We start from the raw sequence: 20,674 nt of genomic DNA on the forward strand, positions 1-20,674 counted from the left end.
CTGCGATATCTTTCCCCACGGTTTTACCGAGATCTTTAATTGCCCGCATGACTCCAAAAGCAACAATATCTTGGTAGCCAATAATGGCGGTTATCTCAGGGTGTTGATCCAATAGCTCTCTTGTTACCTTCGCTCCCTCGGAGCGGCTCGCTGAACAGCTTCGAATGTATCGTTCATTGAAAGGAATCCCATGTTCAATCAACTTTGACATATAGCCCCCAAGACGATGGGAACGCGTCTTCGAAATATCCAATCCACCAACGAACGCAATATGTTTGTGACCTTTTTTGATAAGGTGCTCCGTTGCCAACTGTAAGCCCATAAAGTTATTGGTTCCGACGAAATCAAATTGATCTTCTCCAATAGGTCGAACAGCCAACACTATCGGAAACCCACGACTTTGTACTGTCTCCAGAAAGTCTAGATCGGTTTCCATCGCAGGGCACATAACTACACCACCGGCATTCTGACTCAACAACGAATCGATGAACTTGCTTTGACGCTCAACGCTCTCTTCAGCGTTAGCTAGAAAGAGTAACGAATCTTGCTCTTCAAGATAGTGACTAAGTCCTGCAATCATTTCAGCGAAAAATGGGTTGGTGATATCCGGTATGACGAGCCCAACTAGGTTACTGCGCTTGTGTCGCAAGTTGGCAGCGGCCTGATTGTAAACATAACCAAGCTCTTTAACCGCTTCTAATACCCGCTCACGCGTGGTGGCAGAGATTCGCCCTTTGTTCGTCAATACCATGGACACGGTTGCGGTGGAAACGCAGCAATACTTAGCCACATCTGCGATGGTTGCTTTCGTCATGTTGAACTCCAGTAAATGAAATTAGCGCCAGTTATAACGGCTTTCCTACCTGATTAAAACTAGATTAATCGATTAACCCAAATCACGGACTTTTATCGCTATGATTATGTGATTAACTACAAAGTTAGCCTTCAAATCAAGGGTTAACGAACGCTAAATGAGTAGTTAACCGCGTTAACCTATTTGTTGATTGATTAACTGAGTGATTAGACTGTAGTCAAATGATTAACTCAAGGTGATGTATGAAATACCTATCTGGTCAATCCAATTATGACAAGTTTCCAAATGTAGAAGTGAAGGGCTTTGACCACTCAGCCGTTCGCGGTTGGGGCAGTATCGTTGACACAATTGAACAACGCCTTCAGGACCAAGATAAACATATTTTGGTGATCGATACCTATCATGGTGTCAATCACAATGAAATCCTCGACCAGCTTGTTGCTCCGCTCTCCCCCGCTTTAGTGGTGTCAATGGACGACGCAAAATATTCCGAAGAACATATCTTCGCTATGTTGCAACGCAACATTACCGATGACCGAGTCTTTGGTGTCATTGCACCACACAAGCTGGAAGAGTTTTTTGACTGTGAAAAACTACAACAACTAAAGCAAGCCATTACAGACGCTGATTCTGGTTTAATCGTTGTTTTAGGCCATGGCGCAAGATTGGTCGCTGAAGGGGATACCTTTATTTATGCTGACCTAGCCCGTTGGGAAGTCCAACAACGCTTCCGCCGTGGTGAGCTCGGAAACTGGGGCGCAGAAAACTACGATGAGGATGTATTACGTAGATACAAACGTTCATTCTTTATCGAGTGGCGTGTCTTCGACCGTTATAAGACCAAACTGCTGTCTGTCGTCGATTTTCTATTAGACACTAACACCGCTTTTGACCCTAAAATGGTCTCTGGCACAGCGTTCAACGCCGGCTTGCAACAAGCGACAACTCAACCATTTAGACTGGTGCCTTTCTTTGATCCAGGGGTCTGGGGCGGTCAATGGATGAAAGAAGTCTGCGACCTCGACCAAGACAAGCCAAACTATGCATGGTGTTTTGACTGCGTTCCTGAAGAAAACAGCTTACTACTTAAATACGGTAACGTTGTTGTCGAAATACCATCGCAAGACTTGGTATTAACACAACCACGCGCACTCTTAGGCGACAGTGTCCATGCACGTTTTGGCGCAGAGTTCCCAATTCGATTCGACTTCCTCGATACCATGCAAGGTCAGCATCTAAGCCTGCAAGTACACCCTCTAACAGAGTACATTCAGAACGAATTTGGGATGCACTATACCCAAGACGAGAGCTATTACATATTAGACGCTGGAGAAAAAGCCCGTGTTTATCTTGGCACTAAGTCTGGCATCAACCCAGATGAACTGATGGATGATTTATATGCAGCGCAACGCGGCGAAAAGTCATTCGATGATGAGCGCTTTATCAATCAATTTCCAGCGAAAAAGCACGACCATTTCTTAATCCCTGCCGGCACTATTCACTGCTCGGGCTCCGACTCAATGGTGCTTGAAATCAGTGCAACCCCATATATTTTCACTTTCAAACTGTGGGATTGGGGTCGTCTAGGGCTTGATAACCTGCCACGACCAGTACATTTGGACCATGGCAAAGAAGTGATTCAATGGGAGCGCAACACGGAATGGTGTCAGGAACATTTAGTTAACGCTATTACACCAATCGCAGAAGGCGAAGGCTGGAGAGAAGAGAAAACGGGCCTGCATGAGCGTGAGTTTATCGAGACCCGACGCCACTGGTTCAGCAAACCCGTTCTTCATAAAACTGAGGGAACCGTCAATGTTCTGAACTTAGTCGAAGGTAGGGAGGCAATTATCTTGAGTCCAGACAATAAATTTGAGCCATTTGTTGTTCATTATGCCGAAACCTTCGTTATCCCAGCTCACATAGACGCTTATGTCATCCAACCATATGGCGAAAGCGAAGGAAAAGAAATTGCCACTATTAAAGCGTTCGTAAGAGGTTAATCATGCTCCATTTTATCGTAGCCAGTCACGGCCCATTAGCCACTGCACTTATCAGTAGCGCCAACATGGTATTTGGCGAACTCAATAACACGACTGCGATCTGTCTGACCGAAGAGGGAGGCATAGAGCAATTTAAACACGATTTTCACCATGAAATCACTGCGATAGCACCCAATGTCGACGGCATTATTGTGTTATGCGATTTGGAATGCGGCACGCCCTACAACGTAGCTTGCACTTACGCATTCAACCCAGATTTAAATCCCAAGGTGGAAGTCGTAACTGGGGTTAACTTCCCAACACTTTTAATGACGGCAGACTTTGTTGAAGAGACGGACGCTTCATTGGTTGCAACGACCTTGCAGCAAGAAGCGCTAAAAACGGTTGTGGTTGCCAAGCCAGTAGAGCTGTCACAAGAAGACTATTTTTAAGGAGAAACACTATGGCTATTTCATTTGTGCGTATCGACGACCGCGTTATTCATGGACAGTTAATGACTCGTTGGGCAAAAGAACTTCCTTGTGATGGCATCGTGGCCATTGACGATGCTGTAGCAGCTGACCCATTGCTATCACAAGTCATGAAAGGCGCAGTAACCGACGTTAAAGTTTGGCTATTTGACACGGCTACCGCCGTCAGCAAGCTACCGAAGGTGATCGCCAGCGACAAGAAGTATTTCGTCATCGCGAAATCTCCAGTCACACTGCGCCGTATTCGCGAAGCCGGTATTAGCCTTGAAAATCTCAATAACAAAATCAACGTAGGCCCAATGAGCGCTAGAGAAGGCACAACGACAATTGGCAGCAACCAATGCGTTAACCAAGAAGAAATCTCTGCGTTTAACTACCTCTCAGAAGACGGTCACCACATCGACTTCAGATTGGTTCCTGATGCCAGTTCCTACACCTGGCAAGATGCACTGCAAAAACTGAAATAACAACAAAACAACCTCCACTTTTGGCGCAGCTTTTAGCTTCAAAAGTGGAGAGACTAATACGTGAGCTTAAGGATGACATTATGTTTATAGAAGCAGTATTTATCGGGATACTCTGCTATCTCGGTGCCCTCTCCACCCCCTGGTTACTTGGACTAACCGGTGGTTGGTACACTATCACTCGACCACTCGTGTCCGGTATGTTGGTGGGTATCATCTTAGGTGATATTCAAACTGGCATCATGGTTGGTGTAGCGGTACAAGCCGTTTACATCGCGATGGTTACACCTGGCGGCTCCATGCCAGCCGACCTTAACTTTGTCGCCTATCCTGCTGTCGCGCTGGGTATCATGTCTGGACAGGGCGTGGAAGTAGCCGTTGCTATTGCCGCAACCATCGGTATCGCAGGCACCATCATCTTCAACTTTATGATGGTCATTAACTCCTATTGGAACCATAAGGCGGATTTAGCCATAGAAGCTGGTGATGAGAAAGGCGTGTACATGAACTCCGCCATTTACCCGCAGGTCACCAACTTCTTGATGCGCTTTATTCCGACCTTTATTGCGGTTTACTTCGGTAACCAATACATCGAAGGGTTTATGGCTAGCCTCCCGGATTTGGTGATTAACACTATGACGGTTCTAGGTGGCATCTTACCTGCTGTGGGTATCGCAATTCTGTTAAAGCAGATTATCAAGGAGTCTACGATGCTGATTTATTTCTTAGTCGGTTTCGTTGGCATCGTATTCCTAAACCTCAACATGGTGGGTTTGGTAATGATTGGCGCACTATTCGCTCTACTTCATTACAACTACAAACCAGAACCACAAACAGCTAACGCTGTGCCAGTTCAACAGGCTGATGATGACGAGGATGAATTCTAATGACTGTACAACACAACAAATATGGTAGTGAGATCGAACCAAAGGTCGCACTCGACAAAAAAGACCTAAAGAAATGCTGGCGTGCATGGATGATGTATAACCTATCATCGATGAGTTTTGAACGCTTGGAGTCGTTTGGCTTCTGTCTTGGTATGATGCCTGCCTTGAAAAAGCTCTACCCGAATCAAGAAGACCGAAAAGAAGCGATGAAACGCCATGCCTCCTTCTACAACACCGAACCGCAGTTGGGCGCTATCATCAATGGTATGGCTGTGGGTATGGAAGAGAAGAAAGCCAACGGCGAGCCGATTGACGGCGAGACCATCAATACACTCAAAGTCGGTTTGATGGGACCAGTTGCTGGCATTGGCGATTCCATGATTCCGGGTATGTTAGTACCTATCTTACTCAGTATTGGTATGGCACTAGCCGCTGGCGGTAGCATGTTAGGCCCGATCTTCTATATCGTGGCATTTAACGCTATCGCTATTATCGGCTCTTACCATCTGTTTATGAAAGGCTACAAGATGGGCGCAGGCTCCGTTGAGATGCTTGTCAGCCACCGTTCAACTAAGATTCGTGAAGCACTGTCGTTATTAGGTGTCTTTGTCATGGGCGGTGTTGCGGCTAGTTATGTCAACCTAGGCACTGGACTTGAGTTTGCAACCAAAGACGGCGTCGACATCAACGTACAAATGATGCTCGACGGAATTTTTCCTAAACTGCTGCCATTAATTGTCGTGTTAGGCACTTGGTTTGCGATGGCGAAAAAAGGTCTTAGCCCAGTAAAAGCAATGCTTTCGCTTGTGGTTCTCTCTTTCATCGGTGTCGCTATCGGTCTCTTCTAATTCTCAATACCTAGGGCACTCATTGAGTGCCCTATTCTTTGGAGTAAACCATGGACTCCCTAACATCTCAAATCGCTCGTTGCCAACACTGGCTTTCTCAACATGCCCTACCTCGATGGCAAAAAGCACAATCCAATCAAAGCGGGATTTTTGCCGAAGGCTTACTCTCCGACGGACAACAGTTTAATGACGATTTACACAGATTTCGCGTGCAGCCACGTCAAGTTTACGTCTTCGCCCATGCTACAAAACTCAACCTAATTGACGGTCGTAATCAAGTTTTGGCGGCTATTGAACAAGGATTTACATACTTTGGCTCACCATCATCCGGTTATCGTTTTGCGCTGTGCAAAAACAATGACCGTAATAGTGAGGCGATTAACTTATACGAGCAAGCTTTCGCACTTCTTGGGTTTGCCTGGTATTACAGACTAGCGGCTAATGATATTGCTCTAGCCGCAATGGAAAGCATTTACCAACACATCTCAACATATCTTAGGGATACTGAACAAGGTGGCTTTTTTCTGACTGAAGGCAACACTGTCAATAAAGGGCAAAATCCTCACATGCATTTGTTCGAAGCGTTAATGGTCAGCTACGAACATACCGACAACCCTATTTGGCTGGAGCGAGCAACACAAATCTATTATTTGTTCCAAGCTCATTTCATACAAAGTGACCATTTAGCTGAGTTCTTTCAGGCCGATTTCTCACTTGACTTTGAAACAGGCTCCCACATCGATCCAGGCCATCATTACGAGTGGATCTGGTTACTCAACCATTACCACAAACTCACTGGCGCTTGTGTCGACAATGAAATTGATGTGTTGTACCGCTTTGCACAGCAATATGGGCATAACGACAATGGTCTGGTTAGGGACGAGATATACGCCAATGGAAAGTCCTTGCGTCCAACATCGCGCCTTTGGTGTCAAACCGAATACTTAAAAGCGTGTATTGCACTTTGGGAGCGAGCCCCAAGCGACAGCCGCCGAATCGCCATCACTCGAGCGGTGGAAAACATCTTTGTCCATTATTTAGATCCAGCATTACCCGGTTTATGGGTCGATCAAGTAAATAGCACAGGAGAGCCGTTAAATAGCCACTCTCCTGCGAGCAGTTTTTACCATCTATTTCTCGCATTTTCTGAACTACTCAGAATAGCGGATAAGGACTAACATGCATTTATCTATTCCTCCAACCATCAATTACTTAACAGGTCATATTGATGCAAAAAACGTTGTCTGCAAAGAAACCACGCTTGGCGAACTTGAAGGCGTATTTGCCGACGAAACCCTACGTGCCGCAAGTGCACAGGACCAAATCATCTACCAAGTAGAAATGCTACCTGCGCAGCAAGCAGAAGGAGAGCTAAACTTTGGTGTTTCGCATATCGAACCCGGTTGTGTAGGCGACGAGTTCCACATGACCAGAGGGCACATTCACCAACGCAAAGAGCAAGCAGAGTTCTATTTGGGCTCGCAGGGTGAAGGGTTATTACTCATGCAAACAGAGCAAGGAGAGGTGTCCATTGAGAAAGTCTTCCCAGGCAGCGTGCATCATATTCCAGGCTTCATTGCCCACCGATTGATCAATACGGGTACCACTCGACTATCTGCAATTGCAGTTTGGCCTGCAATCGCAGGGCATAACTATGATTTTTTAAATGAGGTAGGGTTTAAAGTTCGTGTATTCAAATCGTCAACCGCATATAAAGTAGTTTATATGGATATGACTGACTAATAAACCACCGCTTTTAATCATTGATTGCCGCCATTACTGTACAGAGTCTTTGATTAAGTGAGCAAAAATAAACTAAGATGGCAGGTCAGTTTGCATCTGCCATCTATTGCTGTTTTGGATTGGCTATATAAGAGGCGGTACAGATTAGGTTTGAGACTCTGACAAGCTCTGTACAGCATTCAAACCTTATGTTCTGTAAAGCACTTTCACAACGTGCCAACCAAACTTAGTTTTCACTAGGTGCGGAACAAGCGTTTCGCCAGAGAAACAGACTTTGTCAAACTGAGGCACCATTTGCCCACGTCTGAACTCACCAAGGTCACCACCACGCTTACCCGACGGGCAGGTCGAATACTTCTTTGCTAATGTCTGAAATTTGGCGCCCTTTTTAAGCTGTTTAATGATGTCTTCTGCCTGTTCTTTATGTTTAACAAGAATATGCAGAGCAGCTGCTGTATTGGCCATGTTAATGCCTCGTGATTGGTAACTAATATGGGGCCGATTGTACCCGATCAAAATGAGATCTTCATCTAAGCGATGAGTTAATAATATTGAAAATATCGGACTCGCAGCCAAATGATAACAAAATTGATATAGGTTCATTGACCCTAAATGGTTTTACATTACCATGTAAGGTAACAAGCACTCGGATGAAGATGGAATGGCCAAGACAATTAGTAAAGCAAATCAATCGCAAGGTATGCTGATGTTTACTCTCACCAGTAACAAACAGCTATTTGCTATTGGTACACTTAAAGTACGCGAAATCGTCCCATACCAACCAACAACGCAGATCCCTTATTCACACCATCATGTCATTGGAACGGTCACTATTCGTAATAAAACCATTCCGGTGATAAATATGCCCGCTGCGATCGGTTTTCGTCCCATTCAGCCAGAAGAGTATGATTCATGCTATTTGATTGTGACTGACTGTCTACGAACAATAGTTGCCTTTATGGTTCGCTCCATCGAAAAGATTATTGAATGTGACTGGAAGTCGATAGAATCAGCACCAAAAACGGCTGGCAATAATGTGTTCGTTACGGGTATTACCCGATACAAGGATCAGATTGTACAAATGCTCGATGTCGAGCTGCTGTTGTCAAAAATCTATCCTCAGTATGAGTCCACCAATATTCCTATGCTCACTGATATTGAGCGTGAGCGCTTAAAAGCCCTCAGGATTCTGTTGGTTGATGACTCATCTATCGCTCGTAAGCAACTGTCTGATGCCCTTGATAGTATCAATATCCCCTATCAAATCTGTAACAACGGGCTGGATGCCTTGGCGTTAATGCGTGCATGCGCAGCCAAAGGCGAGGCTATCGATATGTTAGTGAGTGATATTGAAATGCCTGGGCTTGATGGTTATGAACTGGCATTCGAGACCCAAAATGAACGAGAGTTGAGTAACAGTTATGTCATTTTACATACCTCACTCTCTAGCGAGATTTGTGTAGAACGTGCTCAGCAAGTGGGAGCACATGAAGCACTAGAAAAATTCAACGCTGGCGATTTGATTCAGGCTATGTTACGTGGTGCTAGCAGACTGGAAGAAGGCAACGTAAGAAGCGAAGTTATTGTCGGCGAATAAGCGCCAACAGTCAGGATGTTAAATTCGTCACGCTTCATTTGCTCAATCTCTATACAGCTTCTAGTATTTAGATGCGCTAAAGTTCATTTAATCAATCAATAAGTCAGAACAAAGTATTAGTAAATCAAGCATCTATGCGTTTTATCCGCTAATCTTAACGAACAGGTGCCTAGAGTAAGAATGCTCATAAAACATGACAGACGACGACTTTAAAAAATCGACGGCAAATTTAAAAAAAGCCGTCCCGCTAATGATGAAAAATCACGTAGCTGCTACCCCAGCAAACTATGCACTTTGGTACACCTATGTAGACAACGCGATCCCTCAGCTAAATAGAGAACTAGACAGCGTTTTAGAAAACTATGGCATCTGCCCACCCGCGGCAGGCGAACAACTCTATAACAACTATGTTGCCACTCGTTCTGAAACCGACATGAGGAATCTTCGGGCTAATATTGAGATTCTGGTGAACGAAGTAGCCAGTTCAATGACTGACACCCTCTCTGACACCTCTGAATTTTCACAACTGATTGATAAGAGCTTCGACAGCCTTGAAAGAGTGGAAGACGAATCGGTTTCTCTCGAAGAAGTGATGTCCGTGATAAGACAACTGGTGGCAGAATCAAGAGAGATTCGTAATTCGACTCGATTCCTCAACAGCCAGCTTGCAAACGCGGCAAAAGAGATCAATCAGCTTAAAAGTCAATTAGCCGAAGTACAGCAAGACGCACTTTTTGATGCACTAACCAGCCTTTACAACCGTCGCGCATTCGATAGTGACATTAAAACACTGTGTCGAGCAGAGCAGAAAATGTGTTTAATCCTTGCTGACATCGATCACTTCAAGAGCTTCAACGACTCGTACGGACACCTGTTCGGAGATACGGTTATTAAAGGAATTGCTCGTAGGATGCAATTAAGCTGCCGAGAAGGGATTCATGCGTACCGCTTCGGTGGTGAAGAGTTTGCGCTGATTATTCCAAATAAGTCTCTTCGCATCGCTAGACAATTTGCTGAAAGCCTGAGACGAACCATTGAAAAGCTTACCGTTAAAGACAGACGTACCGCTAAGTCGGTCGGCAATATCACTATTTCATTAGGTGTTGCCGAGCTAGAGCCAGGAGAGTCGCCAGATTCACTGATTGAGAGAGCCGACAAACTGCTTTATGAGGCCAAACAGCTAGGTCGTAACCGTGTTATGCCGATTTAGGGCTTAGCATACAAGCAAACATTGCAGCCCCAGCCAATCGCGCTGGGGCTTTTTTGTGCTTAACCGTCTGAGGTGATGGCTTTGATCAGTTCTTGCTCAACTTCATCTGCTCGTTGGTTGTCAATCTGACAGGTGCCAGCAGCTTTGTGTCCACCACCACCATATTTGAGCATCAGTTCCCCCACATTGGTCTTAGAGCTGCGATCAAATATCGATTTTCCGGTTGCAAATACCGTGTTCTGCTTTTGGAAGCCCCACATTTTGTGGATTGAGATATTACATTGTGGGTAGAGCGCGTAAATAATGAAGCGATTACCAGCATAGATAACCTCTTCTTCGGTCAAATCCAGTACCACTAGATTGTTGTAAACCTTTGCACAACGCTGGATCTGCTGTTTAAACAAGTTTTCATGTTCACGATAGAGGTCTATTCTCTCTCTCACATCAGGCAATCGTAATATTTCATCAATGGTATGGTTTTTACAATACTCAATCAGATCCATCATTAAGCTGTAGTTCGAAATTCGAAAATCTCGAAAACGCCCTAGCCCTGTGCGGGCGTCCATCAAGAAGTTGAGTAGGTTCCAGCCTGTAGAGTCGAGCACTTCATCGCGACTAAACTGAGCGGAGTCCCCTTTGTCCACAGCAGCCATCATATCAAGCCAGCGGCTGGGGAAAGTTTGCTCACCACCATAATGCTCCCAAACAACACGCGCGGCTGAGGGAGCGTTTGGGTCGATAATGTGGTTCTTTCTTTCACCCTGATTGCGTATCACTTCTGACAAGTGATGGTCAAAGACAAGGTGGGCTTGTTCAACGTATGGCAGATTGGTCACGATATCGTTCCCCGTAATTTCCACAACGCCGTCTTGCATATCTTTAGGGTGAACAAATTTAATATCATCAATCAGTTCTAGCTGCCTAAGTAGTACGGCACAAACCAATCCATCAAAATCACTACGAGTTACAAGTCGATGTTTTCTATCCGACATCTGACACTTCCTATGCTTCGAATTATTTTAGGGACACAACATACTTAGCAATAATCTTTGTGCTTATTTATAAGTGTGTTGAATTGTTACTTTTAATTTTAGACATCGACTACTTTTTAACAAACTCAAGACAGAAATTTTAGTTCAATCCTCTATACTCGATATGCTACCAATTGATTCAATTGAGGAAACTCTATGAGAAATACCTATTTAGCTCTGGCAGTGTCCAGTGCTGTATTACTCGCAGGCTGCGCGAGCGAGCCAGACGAATACGAAGTGAAAGAGCACACATCTCTTGCTAACCCAGCTGCGGTTTATTGTGTCCAGCAAGGTGGAGCGCTTGAAACGGTGACTGAAGATGCTAAACGAGTCACCTACTGCGTATTCCAAGACGATCAACGCGTTGAACAGTGGGAGTACTACCGAAACAATCATAAGCAACAGAGCAACAATAGCTAATTGCTTGAGCTGAATCGGTTTGGCACGAGAAACCGATTCGTTTGGCTAGATGAAAGAGAGAGCACTGTCTCTCTCTTTTTGATCTTAAGTGTACACTGTTCAGTTATGACATTTCTCTGACAAAGGAACCGAGGCGAAAAATAAAATGTGACGAAAATCACTAAAAAATTTCTACACAAAGGCGATAGATGCCATGAAATGCCAAACCTCAACCGATCACCGCGCCGTAGTCACTGTTAGCTCAAAAGCGACCTTCCAACGAGTTGCCCTTAATGTCTTGGTTTTAGCCGCACTCAGTATCTTTGTGAATCTCTGCTTGCGCGTCGATTTTACTCTACTTCATCATGGTTTAAGTGAAAGCTCTATGACAGAGTTGGCTCAATCACTCATGCTTGCGGTCACAAGCTTGGCGTTCTTTCTATTAGCCCAACGCAATCGCTCTATTCGTCACGCATCGATACTGTTCAGCGGCTTCTTTACTGTGCTGTTTATACGTGAATCCGATGTGTGGTTTGATTTTATATTTCATGGTGCGTGGGTTATCCCAGCCCTTTTGGTCACATTTTCTGCGTGCTTTTATGCTTACCGTGGGGGAAGTGATTCAATTCAACAGCTTGCCAAGATCTTAAACAGTCGATATATGCCGATGTTGATTACCGCTGTGGTGTTGCTGCTGGTATTTTCTCGTTTGTACGGGATGGGCTCGTTCTGGCACTCCGTGATGGAAGAGCACTATCTGCGAGAGGTAAAAAACCTATCAGAAGAAGCGATCGAGCTGCTTTGCTACAGCCTGATTTCACTGAGTGCAGTTAAGACTTATTACCTTCTCACAAAATCTGACGCTCAGGATCGTACTGGCGATTAAGCTTCGTCAGCGTCACATCAAGCCGCTTGAGCTGTTGTAACGTTTCTTCGCGATTCAATTGCGGGGTGGTCATTTCGACTGCCCTTTTTATCGCATCAAGATCAGCAAGCGTCTCTTCATCCCCTATACATTTTTCGAGCTCAATAAGTGCATTGCGAGCAATTTGATACGGTTGCTCTCTCACATCAACCAATGGCCGTTTAAAGACATTTGACACGTATCCTTGCAGATAAACTCGATATGTAGTCAGTTCATCGAGTAGCAAAAACACTCGACTAAACTCATTGTCGTGCGGATAAGGCACTGAATAGTGAGCACCAACCGCCCTATCAATCTTGATGGGTAGTCCCGTCTCAGCACATCGCTTTTCCAATACACGCAATAAGCCCTGCTCATCCATCAACGCCTGTATTTCAAATATCCGTTTGAGGTGGTAATCGTTCGAGACGAGTTGGACATTGATCCCCTCTCCCTTCGCACAGAGACCACTCTCAATCAATTTGTTGGCAGCATTACTAATATTCTCAATAGTGTTGGTGGATTGGTCTTCAAGCAGCAAATATGGTGGATTGAGATTGGCACCAGCAACGCAGCGTTTGAAGTAATCATACATAGCTTGCGCCTCAGTCACAGTCTGTCCTTCAGTGACTCCACCACAAAATAGCACCACCGTTTGACGCAAGTCCTTTGCCGCTAGAAGCGCTATCAAGGCTTCCACTCTTGAGCGACCTTCAGCCGTAATCGTGTTATCGACCAGTCGTTTTCCGAGAACTAGCACAACATTGATAATGTCCATTATTTACTCATGTCTCAATTATTCCTACTAACGATACGAGAAACTGTACAAGTATTGACCTTATCGCTAAGTTAGCTTGGATTATTATGTTGATGATCACACTGGCAAACGTGCACTTGCTCGGCACATGCCATACTTGTTATTAAAAGAGTCCGAAGTAGCGGCCATTCAAACAGGAAGTTAAGTTTATGCTGTCAATATTTGATATTTTTAAAGTTGGGGTCGGACCTTCCAGTTCCCATACTAACGGTCCGATGCTCGCGGGTTATCATTTTACCCGCCTTCTCGCCTCCTCGATAGCCAGTGTCAGTCGCATTCAAGTGGATCTTTATGGTTCACTCTCCTTAACGGGTAAAGGTCACCACACTGATCGCGCGGTCATCCTTGGCTTACTTGGCAACAGACCGGACACCATCAAAATCTCCAGCGCGAAACAAGCATTAAGCTCAACAATCGAAGAGGGAAAACTTTGCCTTGCCGGAGCGCATACGATCAACTTCAGCTACGATAGCGATATTCTTTTTCACAAAGATAACCTACCTCTGCATGAAAATGGAATGACTATCACCGGCTATGATTCATTAGGCACCCAAATCGCGTTCGAGACTTATTATTCTGTGGGTGGTGGCTTTATCGCAACAGAAAAAGAGCTCAAAAAAGGCGGTGGTCATAACGAAGTTGACGTTCCTTTCCCGTTTACCAGCGCAGATCAAATGCTAGAAATGGCAGAAACAAATGGTTTAAGCCTTGGCGGCATGATCTTGCAAAATGAACTCCAGTTTTTCAGTGAAGAGGAAATCGTTCGTAAAGCAGACCAGATTTGGAAAGTGATGACACTTTGTATGCAACGAGGTTTTGAGACTGAAGGCATTCTAGAGGGTGGCCTCAACGTAACCCGACGCGCACCTAACCTTCTGAAGAAGCTTGAAGCAAATGCGGCAATAGAAAATGATCCGATGGAAATTATGGACTGGATCAACCTGTTTGCTTTTGCCGTCAGTGAGGAGAATGCCGCTGGCGGCCAGGTCGTAACGTCTCCAACTAACGGTGCAGCGGGCGTTATTCCTGCGGTTCTCATGTATTACCACCGTTTTATTAAAGAATTAGATACCAAACAACTCAAAGACTTTCTGGCCGTTGCTGGGGCGATTGGTATTCTTTACAAAACCAATGCGTCCATTTCTGGGGCAGAAGTAGGCTGTCAGGGCGAAGTCGGTGTGTCGTCATCTATGGCTGCTGCGGGCCTCACAGCGTTGCGCGGAGGCAGCAATGAACAAATCTGTATCGCAGCAGAAATTGCGATGGAACACTCGCTGGGCATGACCTGTGATCCTATTGGCGGACTGGTTCAAGTGCCTTGTATCGAGCGAAATGCGATGGGGGCAATGAAAGCAATTAACGCCTCACGTATGGCGCTAAAACGCACCAGTAAGTGTCTTATCTCTCTAGACAAGGTGATTGCGACTATGTACCAGACAGGTAAAGACATGAATAAAAAATACCGCGAAACATCATTGGGCGGATTGGCCGTGATCCATATGGCTCCGCCATGTGAATAACACTCCTAATAAAAAAACCCTGAGATTCGTCTCAGGGGTTGAGTGTTTTGCTCATTTTAGCGCGATTAGATCTTATCGCTGACAGCGAACACTGCGCTCAGCATATCGTGTCCGAATTTAACACTACGTTCCGGAGACCAGCCGTAAAGTGGATCGGGATAGTCGTTATTGTCTTTAAACGGCATCTCTACTGTGTATGACAAACATCTGAACTGTTCACCCACCCAGTTAGAACCAACCGTCAGGTTTGCCTTGCCTGCTTCGTCTTTATCGTAACCAAACTCATCCTGAAACTCTGGCGTAACCGTTTTTAGGACATCTTTGAACGCTTGCTCTAACTTAGCATGGCGCTCATCATACGATGGTATTCCCTCAGAGCCCGCTACAAAGTTATACGGTATCGCTTCATCACCATGAATGTCCAAGAACATATCAACCCCCGTTGCAAGCATACGCTCTCGCACTAGGTAGACTTCAGGGCTACGTTCCATTGAAGGCGTTTGCCATTCACGGTTTAGGTTGACCCCAATTGCATTGCAACGTAGGTGGCCTCGAATACCTCCATCTGGATTCATGTTAGGCACAACGTATAGGACGGCTTTCTCGAGCAAGGCACGCGCCGTTGTGTCATCGTCATCCAGTAGTCGCTGTATGAACCCCTCCATAAACCATTCAGCCATGGTTTCACCTGGATGTTGGCGTGCAATCAACCAGATTTTCTTTTTGCCCTCTTCTGGCTCACCAAAAGTGAGTAGGCTCATATCATTGCCATCAAGTACTTGAATCAGTAACTAGCGCTGCTCAACAAATATCCAAGGCAAACGATTTAGATCAATAACATTACATTAATTTATGCGAATCTGATAAAACTTAGTGCATCAAGCATTATTTCTGCGATAATTGTTTCAATTTATAACATACCACAGATTTATTAATATTAAGTTGTTAGTTCTGTGTTGCAGGATCTAAAAGAGACTATTATGTGGAATAAACTCAATAAATCAATGATGTTCTGCCAAGCCATGTTTGGATTATCATTCTATGGTGTAATGGTGATTCTAACCCGCTTCTTTTTAGAAGATTTAGGCTATAGCGAAGCGGATACTATGATGGTCGTGGGCGCATTTTCTTCTATCGGACCGCTGTTTGCGATCGCGGGCGGTTTTATAGCGGATAAGTTCCTTGGTGCCTACCGCTCTCTAACTATCGCATACGGCACTTTTGCTACAGGTTACACGCTACTTGTATTAGGTGCTTCAGCAACCAATATCCCGATGAGCTTGGTGGGTATAGCTCTGGCAAGCTATGCGCGCGGTTTGATGTCTCCTTCTTACCCTAGCCTTTACAAACGCACTTTTGCTTCAGAAGAAGATTTTGAAAACGGCTACCCTGTCAACTATTCGGTAAACAACGTCGGAGCACTATTAGGTCAGTACCTATTCCCGATGTTTGTACTTGTTATTGGTTTCCACGGCAGCTTCTCACTCTCAGCTGTTATGGCGGCTTTCGCGTTTGCGGTACTGGTCCTATTCAACAAACAACTGGTTAGCGTAGGTGCAGACATCGACCAGAAACCAGTTAGCGCAAAAAACTGGATCGCTTTCCTTACCTTATCTGCGGCGATGGTAGGCTTAGTATTCTTCATGTTCTCTAACATGGATATTGGTCAAAATATCGTTTATGCGATTGGCGCTGCCGCGATTCTTTACTTCATCTCACTGATGTTTAAATCAGGTAAATCTGACGCACTGAAAATGGGTACTATCCTAATCATGACAGTGCTAACGACCTGTTTCTTTGTTTACTACGGTCAGATGATGACATCTATGACAATGGTCACCATCAACACAATGCGTGGTGATCTGTTCAACTTGATCCCAATCGCACCAGAAGCCTCAATGGCGATGAACCCACTATGGTGTATTGTTGCAGGTCCAGTGATTTCACTGACTTTCTCTTCTTTGGAAAAGAAAGGCATCAATTTCTCAACAGCCACTAAGATCGGTTTTGCTTTCATCTTTACTGCGATCGCGTTTGGTATCCTGACGATGGCGGTCATGAATGTCGGCGAAGATGTCATTATTCGTCCTGAAGTGTTCCTTGCCATCCACTTCTTCCAAGCGTTCGCTGAAGTGATCGTTGGTAGCTTGGTGGTGGCGTTTATTCTGTCGGTTGCACCTAAGCACATCGAAGGCTTCTCAGTCTCGCTATTTTCCGTCGCTATGGCCCTAAGTGGGATCGTTGGTGCGGTATTCTCCACATCTATTGCATTAGAGAAAGGCCAGCAAATCACCCAAGCGATCGTGCAAACGGTTTACGGTGAGTACTTCCAGCTACTGACAATTCTTGCAGTCGTAATGGTCGCAATTGCGCTGCTCTCTTCAATGATCATCCGCAAAATGCTTGTAGCAGCACGAGCAGATGAGCAACCTCAAATGGTTGAAGCGGAAAGCTAATTTACTGCCAGTAAGAAATAGAAAAACCCAAGCCATTGCTTGGGTTTTTGTTGTTTGTTGTCCTGGTCAAATCCAGCCGGACACTTTCTCTATTTAGTCATTTCAGAGCATGAATCAAACCTGTGATCATCAGGGTGATTCCTACAGAACGAGTTAGACACCACTTCTCTCCCAAGAAATAGATCCCCATAAACAATCCAAATACAATACTGATTTGCCTTAGTGCCACAACTAAGCTGACGTTGTCTGTCATGGTCATCGCGAATAGCACCAAGCCGTAGGTTGATGCCATCATTACTCCTGCCATACTGGCTGTTTTGCGGATCTGCCACGCTGTCTTAATCTCACCTGACTTACCCGTGACTAAGCACCACACAAGGGCAGGAATACCTATCGCCCAAAACTGCACGCCTAAGTAAAATATCGCACTGTAGTGATCACTCAAGATCTCTGATGCTTGTTCAGTGAGTAAACTGAGTGCTTCTTTGTCGACCACCGAGTAACCCGTTGTGCCTATTGCGGCAATCAATGCCCAGAACACACCGACGTTAAAGTAAGATCCCGATGTCATTTGGCGAAAATTCGTCAGTGGAACCAGCATACAACCAAGGGTTATCAGCAAGAATCCAAGCCACTGCTGACTGGATAATTGATGCCCTAAAGCCACACTGATTGCGCCGACCATCATCACAGGCAGTGCCCGAGCAATCGGATAAACCACACCCACATCAGCGTGCTTATAAGCGACAATCAAACCGACCAGATAGACCATTTGTGAAATGCCGCTAATGAACAGCAATCCCCAAAATTCACTCGGCAATGATGTCCAGCCAATGGTTGCCAAATACCAAATCAAATAAGGGGTAAGAATGGCACAGGCAGAAAAGCTAGCCGCCATGGTAAACGCGAGCCCAGACCCTGAGTTGCTTTTACCAAGGATGTTCCAGCCTGCATGGAGAACAGCAGAAAAAACGACGAGACTAATCGCCAACAAATCCATTTCAATGTTCCTATTTGAATAAAATAAAGGCTCCGAGATGGAGCCTTAGGTAATGAGAAAATCCACTTAACGATTGAGTTCTGCCAGAGATTCAATACTGATGGCATCGTGTCGCCAATACTCGATATCGCAATCAATCAACTCGCCGTGTTGGTTGTAGTTGATACGCTCTACCACCATCGCTGGCGTGCCTGCTGTTGCGCGCAGTGCCTGAGCCATTTCACCCAACAAGGTGCTGGTTGAAATGCGGTAGCGAATCTTTTGATACGTCACGCCATAATGATCGCGATAAATGTCGGTCAGGGAATTTGATAAATCGTAGTCCAGCAGGTTCGGAAACAGCTCTGGGCGAATGTAGTTTGTTACAAATACCACAGGTCTATCTTCAAGGTATCGCACACGGTCGACTCGATATACGTCCGAGAAAGGCTGCAAGTCCAGCAAGCGCGCGGCTTGTTTGTTTGCTAACGTTCCTTTTGCTGCGATCAACTCCGTTTTTGGCACACGATTTTGCGCTTTCGCCATGTTCGGGAAGTTTAGCGTTTGGGTTGGGTCGTAACGCAAAGGCTCAGGTGAGATAAACCAACCTCGGCGATCTTCGCGATAGATTCGACCTTCCGCTTCTAGCAGTGATAACGCTTCACGCAGAGTGACGCGTGTAGTATCGAACGACTCTGCCAACTTACGCTCTGCTGGCAGTTTTTGACGCGGCGATAGCATGCCCGCTTCAATCTGTTCAACAATCGAATCTTTAATTTTTAAGTATTGCACGAAGTGTCCTTATCTTTTGCGCCAAGCTTGTGTGCGATTCTCTAACAATTTACCCAACGTCATCTGAACAATCTTCGCAATTGCGGCAGCAATCATGATCATCACAGCCATTGCCGCTGCTGCGCCAGTTTGACCTGCATCATCCATATTCAGAATCGAGACCGAAGCTGGAATCGTATCAGTTGAGTAAAGGAATACTACCGCAGAAGTGGTGGTCAATGCATTAACAAACAAGTAAGTCGCAATGTCCAAAATCGCAGGTAAACACACCGGTAATGTCACTTTAAAGAACAACTTGTATTGAGGAAGCTTCACCGATGCTGCTGTGGCTTCAATCTCCGATGGCAGCTGCTTCAACGCTGTCAGTGCAGTCATGTGACCTACTGTGTAGTAATGCACTACCGTGTTAATCACCAAGAATGCCATGGTGCCATAAAGCACGTTGAGAGGATTGTTCGCATCGTTAAAGTAAAAGATGTAACCCAAGCCAAGTACCATACCCGGAACCGCCATTGGTACCACGCTGAGCATTTGCATCACTTGACGAATTGGACCAAACGCACGCCCTTTCTCAATGCAGTAAGCACCGACAAAGATGATGGTAGTACCAATAACTGCCGTCCAACCTGACAGCGTTAGCGAGTTGAAGAATGGGCTCCAACCGTAAGTGCTCATTTCAGCAAAGTTGTAGTTGTTTAGCGTCAGCGCTTTGTTCCAAGGCCAGAACGTAACTAACGAGCCATACACCGCCATGCCAAGCACTGCAAGCACTGCGATAGAAATGATGCTGCAGTAAACCAAACAAATCCAGTCGCGTGCTTTGTTGGGTTCTGGTTGATAAGGCACTGAACGTGTGTCGAATAAGCTCTTTTGCTTTTTCTGTACCCAACGGTCTGCACCAAATGCCATTACCGCAGGAAATAGCAGCATAATGCTGGTCACCGCACCCATAGCAAAGTTTTGCTGTCCCACGACTTGCTTGAAGATGTCGGTCGCCAGAACGTTATAGCTGCCACCAATCACTTTCGGTACACCAAAATCCGTGATAACCAGTGTAAAGACGACGATAAGTGTACTGATCAAACCGTATTTCGCCGCAGGTAACGTGACCATAAAGAAGGTCTTAATTGGTGAGGTTTTAAGCGCGCAAGCTGCCTCATACAAGCGAGCATCTGAGGTGCGCAGCGAAGTGGTCAAAATCATCAATGCATGAGGGAAGGTCCAGAAGATCAAACCCATCGAGATACCAATCACGCCGTAAACCGAATTTCCTAACAGCATCTCTTTGGCAATACCTTGATTACCGAAAAGGAAGATCATACTGATTGCCGGCAACAACGAAGGCGCGAGAATGGGTGCTGTGCCGAGGATTTGAAACAAACCTTTAAACCGCATACATGAACGAGTCAGCGCGTAAGCATAACCAAACGCAAGCACACCCACTACCGAGGTCACAATCACGCCCAAAGTAAAGGTATTTCCCACCGACACCCACAAGCTTGAAGAGGAAAAGTACGTCGCAAAGTTTGCCAATCCGACAAATTCGCCATTGGCATTTTGCACACTCTTGATCAACATTGCCCAAAGCGGCATCAAGATGAACAGCACCATCATGGTCGACAAACCAGCGAGCAAACCAAACAACACAAGGTTGTCGCGGCTAACACGTCCGAGTAGGGATTTTGCTTTGTCTTGTGTGGTCAGGCTAGTCATCGTCATTGTCTTCGCATCCATGTTTAC

Annotated in this window: 20 protein-coding genes and 1 pseudogene; 13 read left to right on the forward strand and 8 right to left on the reverse strand. The window is 45.4% G+C overall.

The window, feature by feature from the left end; translation table 11 throughout:
* On the reverse strand, positions 1 to 814 hold an 814-nt coding region (locus tag DA100_RS10945), incomplete at its 3' end, for a substrate-binding domain-containing protein (RefSeq protein WP_138972163.1).
* Positions 815 to 1,056: 242 nt separating this feature from the next.
* Between DA100_RS10945 and DA100_RS10950 the strand changes: the two genes are divergently transcribed.
* The 7 genes from DA100_RS10950 (at position 1,057) to DA100_RS10980 (ending at position 7,229) form a co-directional block, all read left to right on the forward strand.
* Entirely contained in the window at positions 1,057 to 2,817 is a 1,761-nt protein-coding gene (locus DA100_RS10950; RefSeq protein ID WP_138972164.1) for a class I mannose-6-phosphate isomerase, read from the forward strand.
* A 2-nt stretch (positions 2,818 to 2,819) separates the two neighbouring features.
* Positions 2,820 to 3,248 carry a PTS fructose transporter subunit IIA gene (locus tag DA100_RS10955; RefSeq protein WP_138972165.1) on the forward strand — a complete coding sequence of 143 codons (429 nt, stop codon included), beginning with the start codon at positions 2,820 to 2,822 and terminating at the stop codon, positions 3,246 to 3,248.
* Positions 3,249 to 3,259: 11 nt separating this feature from the next.
* Positions 3,260 to 3,754, forward strand: a complete 495-nt coding sequence (locus DA100_RS10960; RefSeq protein ID WP_138972166.1) for a PTS sugar transporter subunit IIB — start codon at positions 3,260 to 3,262, stop codon at positions 3,752 to 3,754.
* 80 nt (positions 3,755 to 3,834) lie between these two features.
* Positions 3,835 to 4,638 (forward strand): PTS sugar transporter subunit IIC, encoded by an 804-nt coding sequence (locus DA100_RS10965; protein WP_138972167.1) that lies wholly within the window; start codon positions 3,835 to 3,837, stop codon positions 4,636 to 4,638.
* Entirely contained in the window at positions 4,638 to 5,486 is an 849-nt protein-coding gene (locus DA100_RS10970) for a PTS system mannose/fructose/sorbose family transporter subunit IID (protein ID WP_138972168.1), read from the forward strand. Before DA100_RS10965 ends, DA100_RS10970 begins: the two co-directional genes overlap by 1 nt.
* Before the next feature lie 50 nt (positions 5,487 to 5,536).
* Entirely contained in the window at positions 5,537 to 6,664 is a 1,128-nt protein-coding gene (locus tag DA100_RS10975; RefSeq protein ID WP_138972169.1) for an AGE family epimerase/isomerase, read from the forward strand.
* Between the two features lies 1 nt (position 6,665).
* Positions 6,666 to 7,229, forward strand: a complete 564-nt coding sequence (locus DA100_RS10980; RefSeq protein ID WP_138972170.1) for a glucose-6-phosphate isomerase family protein — start codon at positions 6,666 to 6,668, stop codon at positions 7,227 to 7,229.
* Positions 7,230 to 7,415: 186 nt separating this feature from the next.
* Here the strand turns inward: DA100_RS10980 and ppiC are convergent, their stop codons facing one another.
* A complete protein-coding gene (gene ppiC, locus DA100_RS10985) occupies positions 7,416 to 7,694 on the reverse strand; it encodes a peptidylprolyl isomerase PpiC (protein WP_038177557.1) in 279 nt (92 codons plus the stop codon).
* A gap of 196 nt (positions 7,695 to 7,890) precedes the next feature.
* Here ppiC and DA100_RS10990 point away from each other — a divergent pair, with 196 nt between their 5' ends.
* Both DA100_RS10990 and DA100_RS10995 read left to right on the forward strand, forming a co-directional pair.
* Positions 7,891 to 8,826, forward strand: a complete 936-nt coding sequence (locus DA100_RS10990) for a chemotaxis protein (RefSeq protein ID WP_138972171.1) — start codon at positions 7,891 to 7,893, stop codon at positions 8,824 to 8,826.
* Positions 8,827 to 9,019: 193 nt separating this feature from the next.
* Complete coding sequence (locus DA100_RS10995; RefSeq protein ID WP_138972172.1) at positions 9,020 to 10,036, forward strand: GGDEF domain-containing protein; 1,017 nt, start codon at positions 9,020 to 9,022, stop codon at positions 10,034 to 10,036.
* Positions 10,037 to 10,095: 59 nt separating this feature from the next.
* On the opposite strand, the gene DA100_RS11000 is transcribed toward DA100_RS10995, so the two are convergent.
* Positions 10,096 to 11,028, reverse strand: a complete 933-nt coding sequence (locus tag DA100_RS11000; RefSeq protein WP_138972173.1) for an exopolyphosphatase — start codon at positions 11,026 to 11,028, stop codon at positions 10,096 to 10,098.
* Positions 11,029 to 11,223: 195 nt separating this feature from the next.
* On the opposite strand from DA100_RS11000, the gene DA100_RS11005 reads away from it, so the two are divergent.
* Positions 11,224 to 11,487: a DUF333 domain-containing protein gene (locus DA100_RS11005; RefSeq protein WP_138972174.1), complete on the forward strand. Its 264-nt coding sequence runs from the start codon at positions 11,224 to 11,226 to the stop codon at positions 11,485 to 11,487.
* Positions 11,488 to 11,680: 193 nt separating this feature from the next.
* A complete protein-coding gene (locus DA100_RS11010) occupies positions 11,681 to 12,352 on the forward strand; it encodes a hypothetical protein (protein ID WP_138972175.1) in 672 nt (223 codons plus the stop codon).
* On the opposite strand, the gene DA100_RS11015 is transcribed toward DA100_RS11010, so the two are convergent.
* A complete protein-coding gene (locus DA100_RS11015; protein ID WP_138972176.1) occupies positions 12,315 to 13,148 on the reverse strand; it encodes a YdcF family protein in 834 nt (277 codons plus the stop codon). The genes DA100_RS11010 and DA100_RS11015 overlap by 38 nt on opposite strands.
* A gap of 188 nt (positions 13,149 to 13,336) precedes the next feature.
* Between DA100_RS11015 and DA100_RS11020 the strand changes: the two genes are divergently transcribed.
* Positions 13,337 to 14,707, forward strand: coding sequence for an L-serine ammonia-lyase (locus DA100_RS11020; protein WP_138972177.1), 1,371 nt, complete (start codon positions 13,337 to 13,339; stop codon positions 14,705 to 14,707).
* Positions 14,708 to 14,772: 65 nt separating this feature from the next.
* Here the strand turns inward: DA100_RS11020 and DA100_RS11025 are convergent.
* Positions 14,773 to 15,483, reverse strand: a pseudogene (locus tag DA100_RS11025) (carboxypeptidase family protein); the annotation flags it as partial.
* Positions 15,484 to 15,687: 204 nt separating this feature from the next.
* Here DA100_RS11025 and DA100_RS11030 point away from each other — a divergent pair.
* Positions 15,688 to 17,163: an MFS transporter gene (locus DA100_RS11030; protein WP_138972178.1), complete on the forward strand. Its 1,476-nt coding sequence runs from the start codon at positions 15,688 to 15,690 to the stop codon at positions 17,161 to 17,163.
* Positions 17,164 to 17,260: 97 nt separating this feature from the next.
* On the opposite strand, the gene DA100_RS11035 is transcribed toward DA100_RS11030, so the two are convergent.
* The 3 genes from DA100_RS11035 to DA100_RS11045 form a co-directional block, all read right to left on the reverse strand.
* Complete coding sequence (locus DA100_RS11035) at positions 17,261 to 18,163, reverse strand: EamA family transporter (protein ID WP_138972179.1); 903 nt, start codon at positions 18,161 to 18,163, stop codon at positions 17,261 to 17,263.
* A 66-nt stretch (positions 18,164 to 18,229) separates the two neighbouring features.
* Positions 18,230 to 18,934, reverse strand: a complete 705-nt coding sequence (phnR, locus tag DA100_RS11040; RefSeq protein ID WP_138972180.1) for a phosphonate utilization transcriptional regulator PhnR — start codon at positions 18,932 to 18,934, stop codon at positions 18,230 to 18,232.
* A 9-nt stretch (positions 18,935 to 18,943) separates the two neighbouring features.
* The gene (locus DA100_RS11045) at positions 18,944 to 20,668 is read right to left on the reverse strand and encodes a putative 2-aminoethylphosphonate ABC transporter permease subunit (protein WP_138972181.1); all 1,725 of its coding nucleotides are present in this window, start codon (positions 20,666 to 20,668) and stop codon (positions 18,944 to 18,946) included.
* Between the last annotated feature and the right edge of the window lie 6 nt (positions 20,669 to 20,674).

The organism is Vibrio sp. Hep-1b-8 (genome assembly GCF_006124995.1).
Lineage (GTDB): Bacteria > Pseudomonadota > Gammaproteobacteria > Enterobacterales > Vibrionaceae > Vibrio.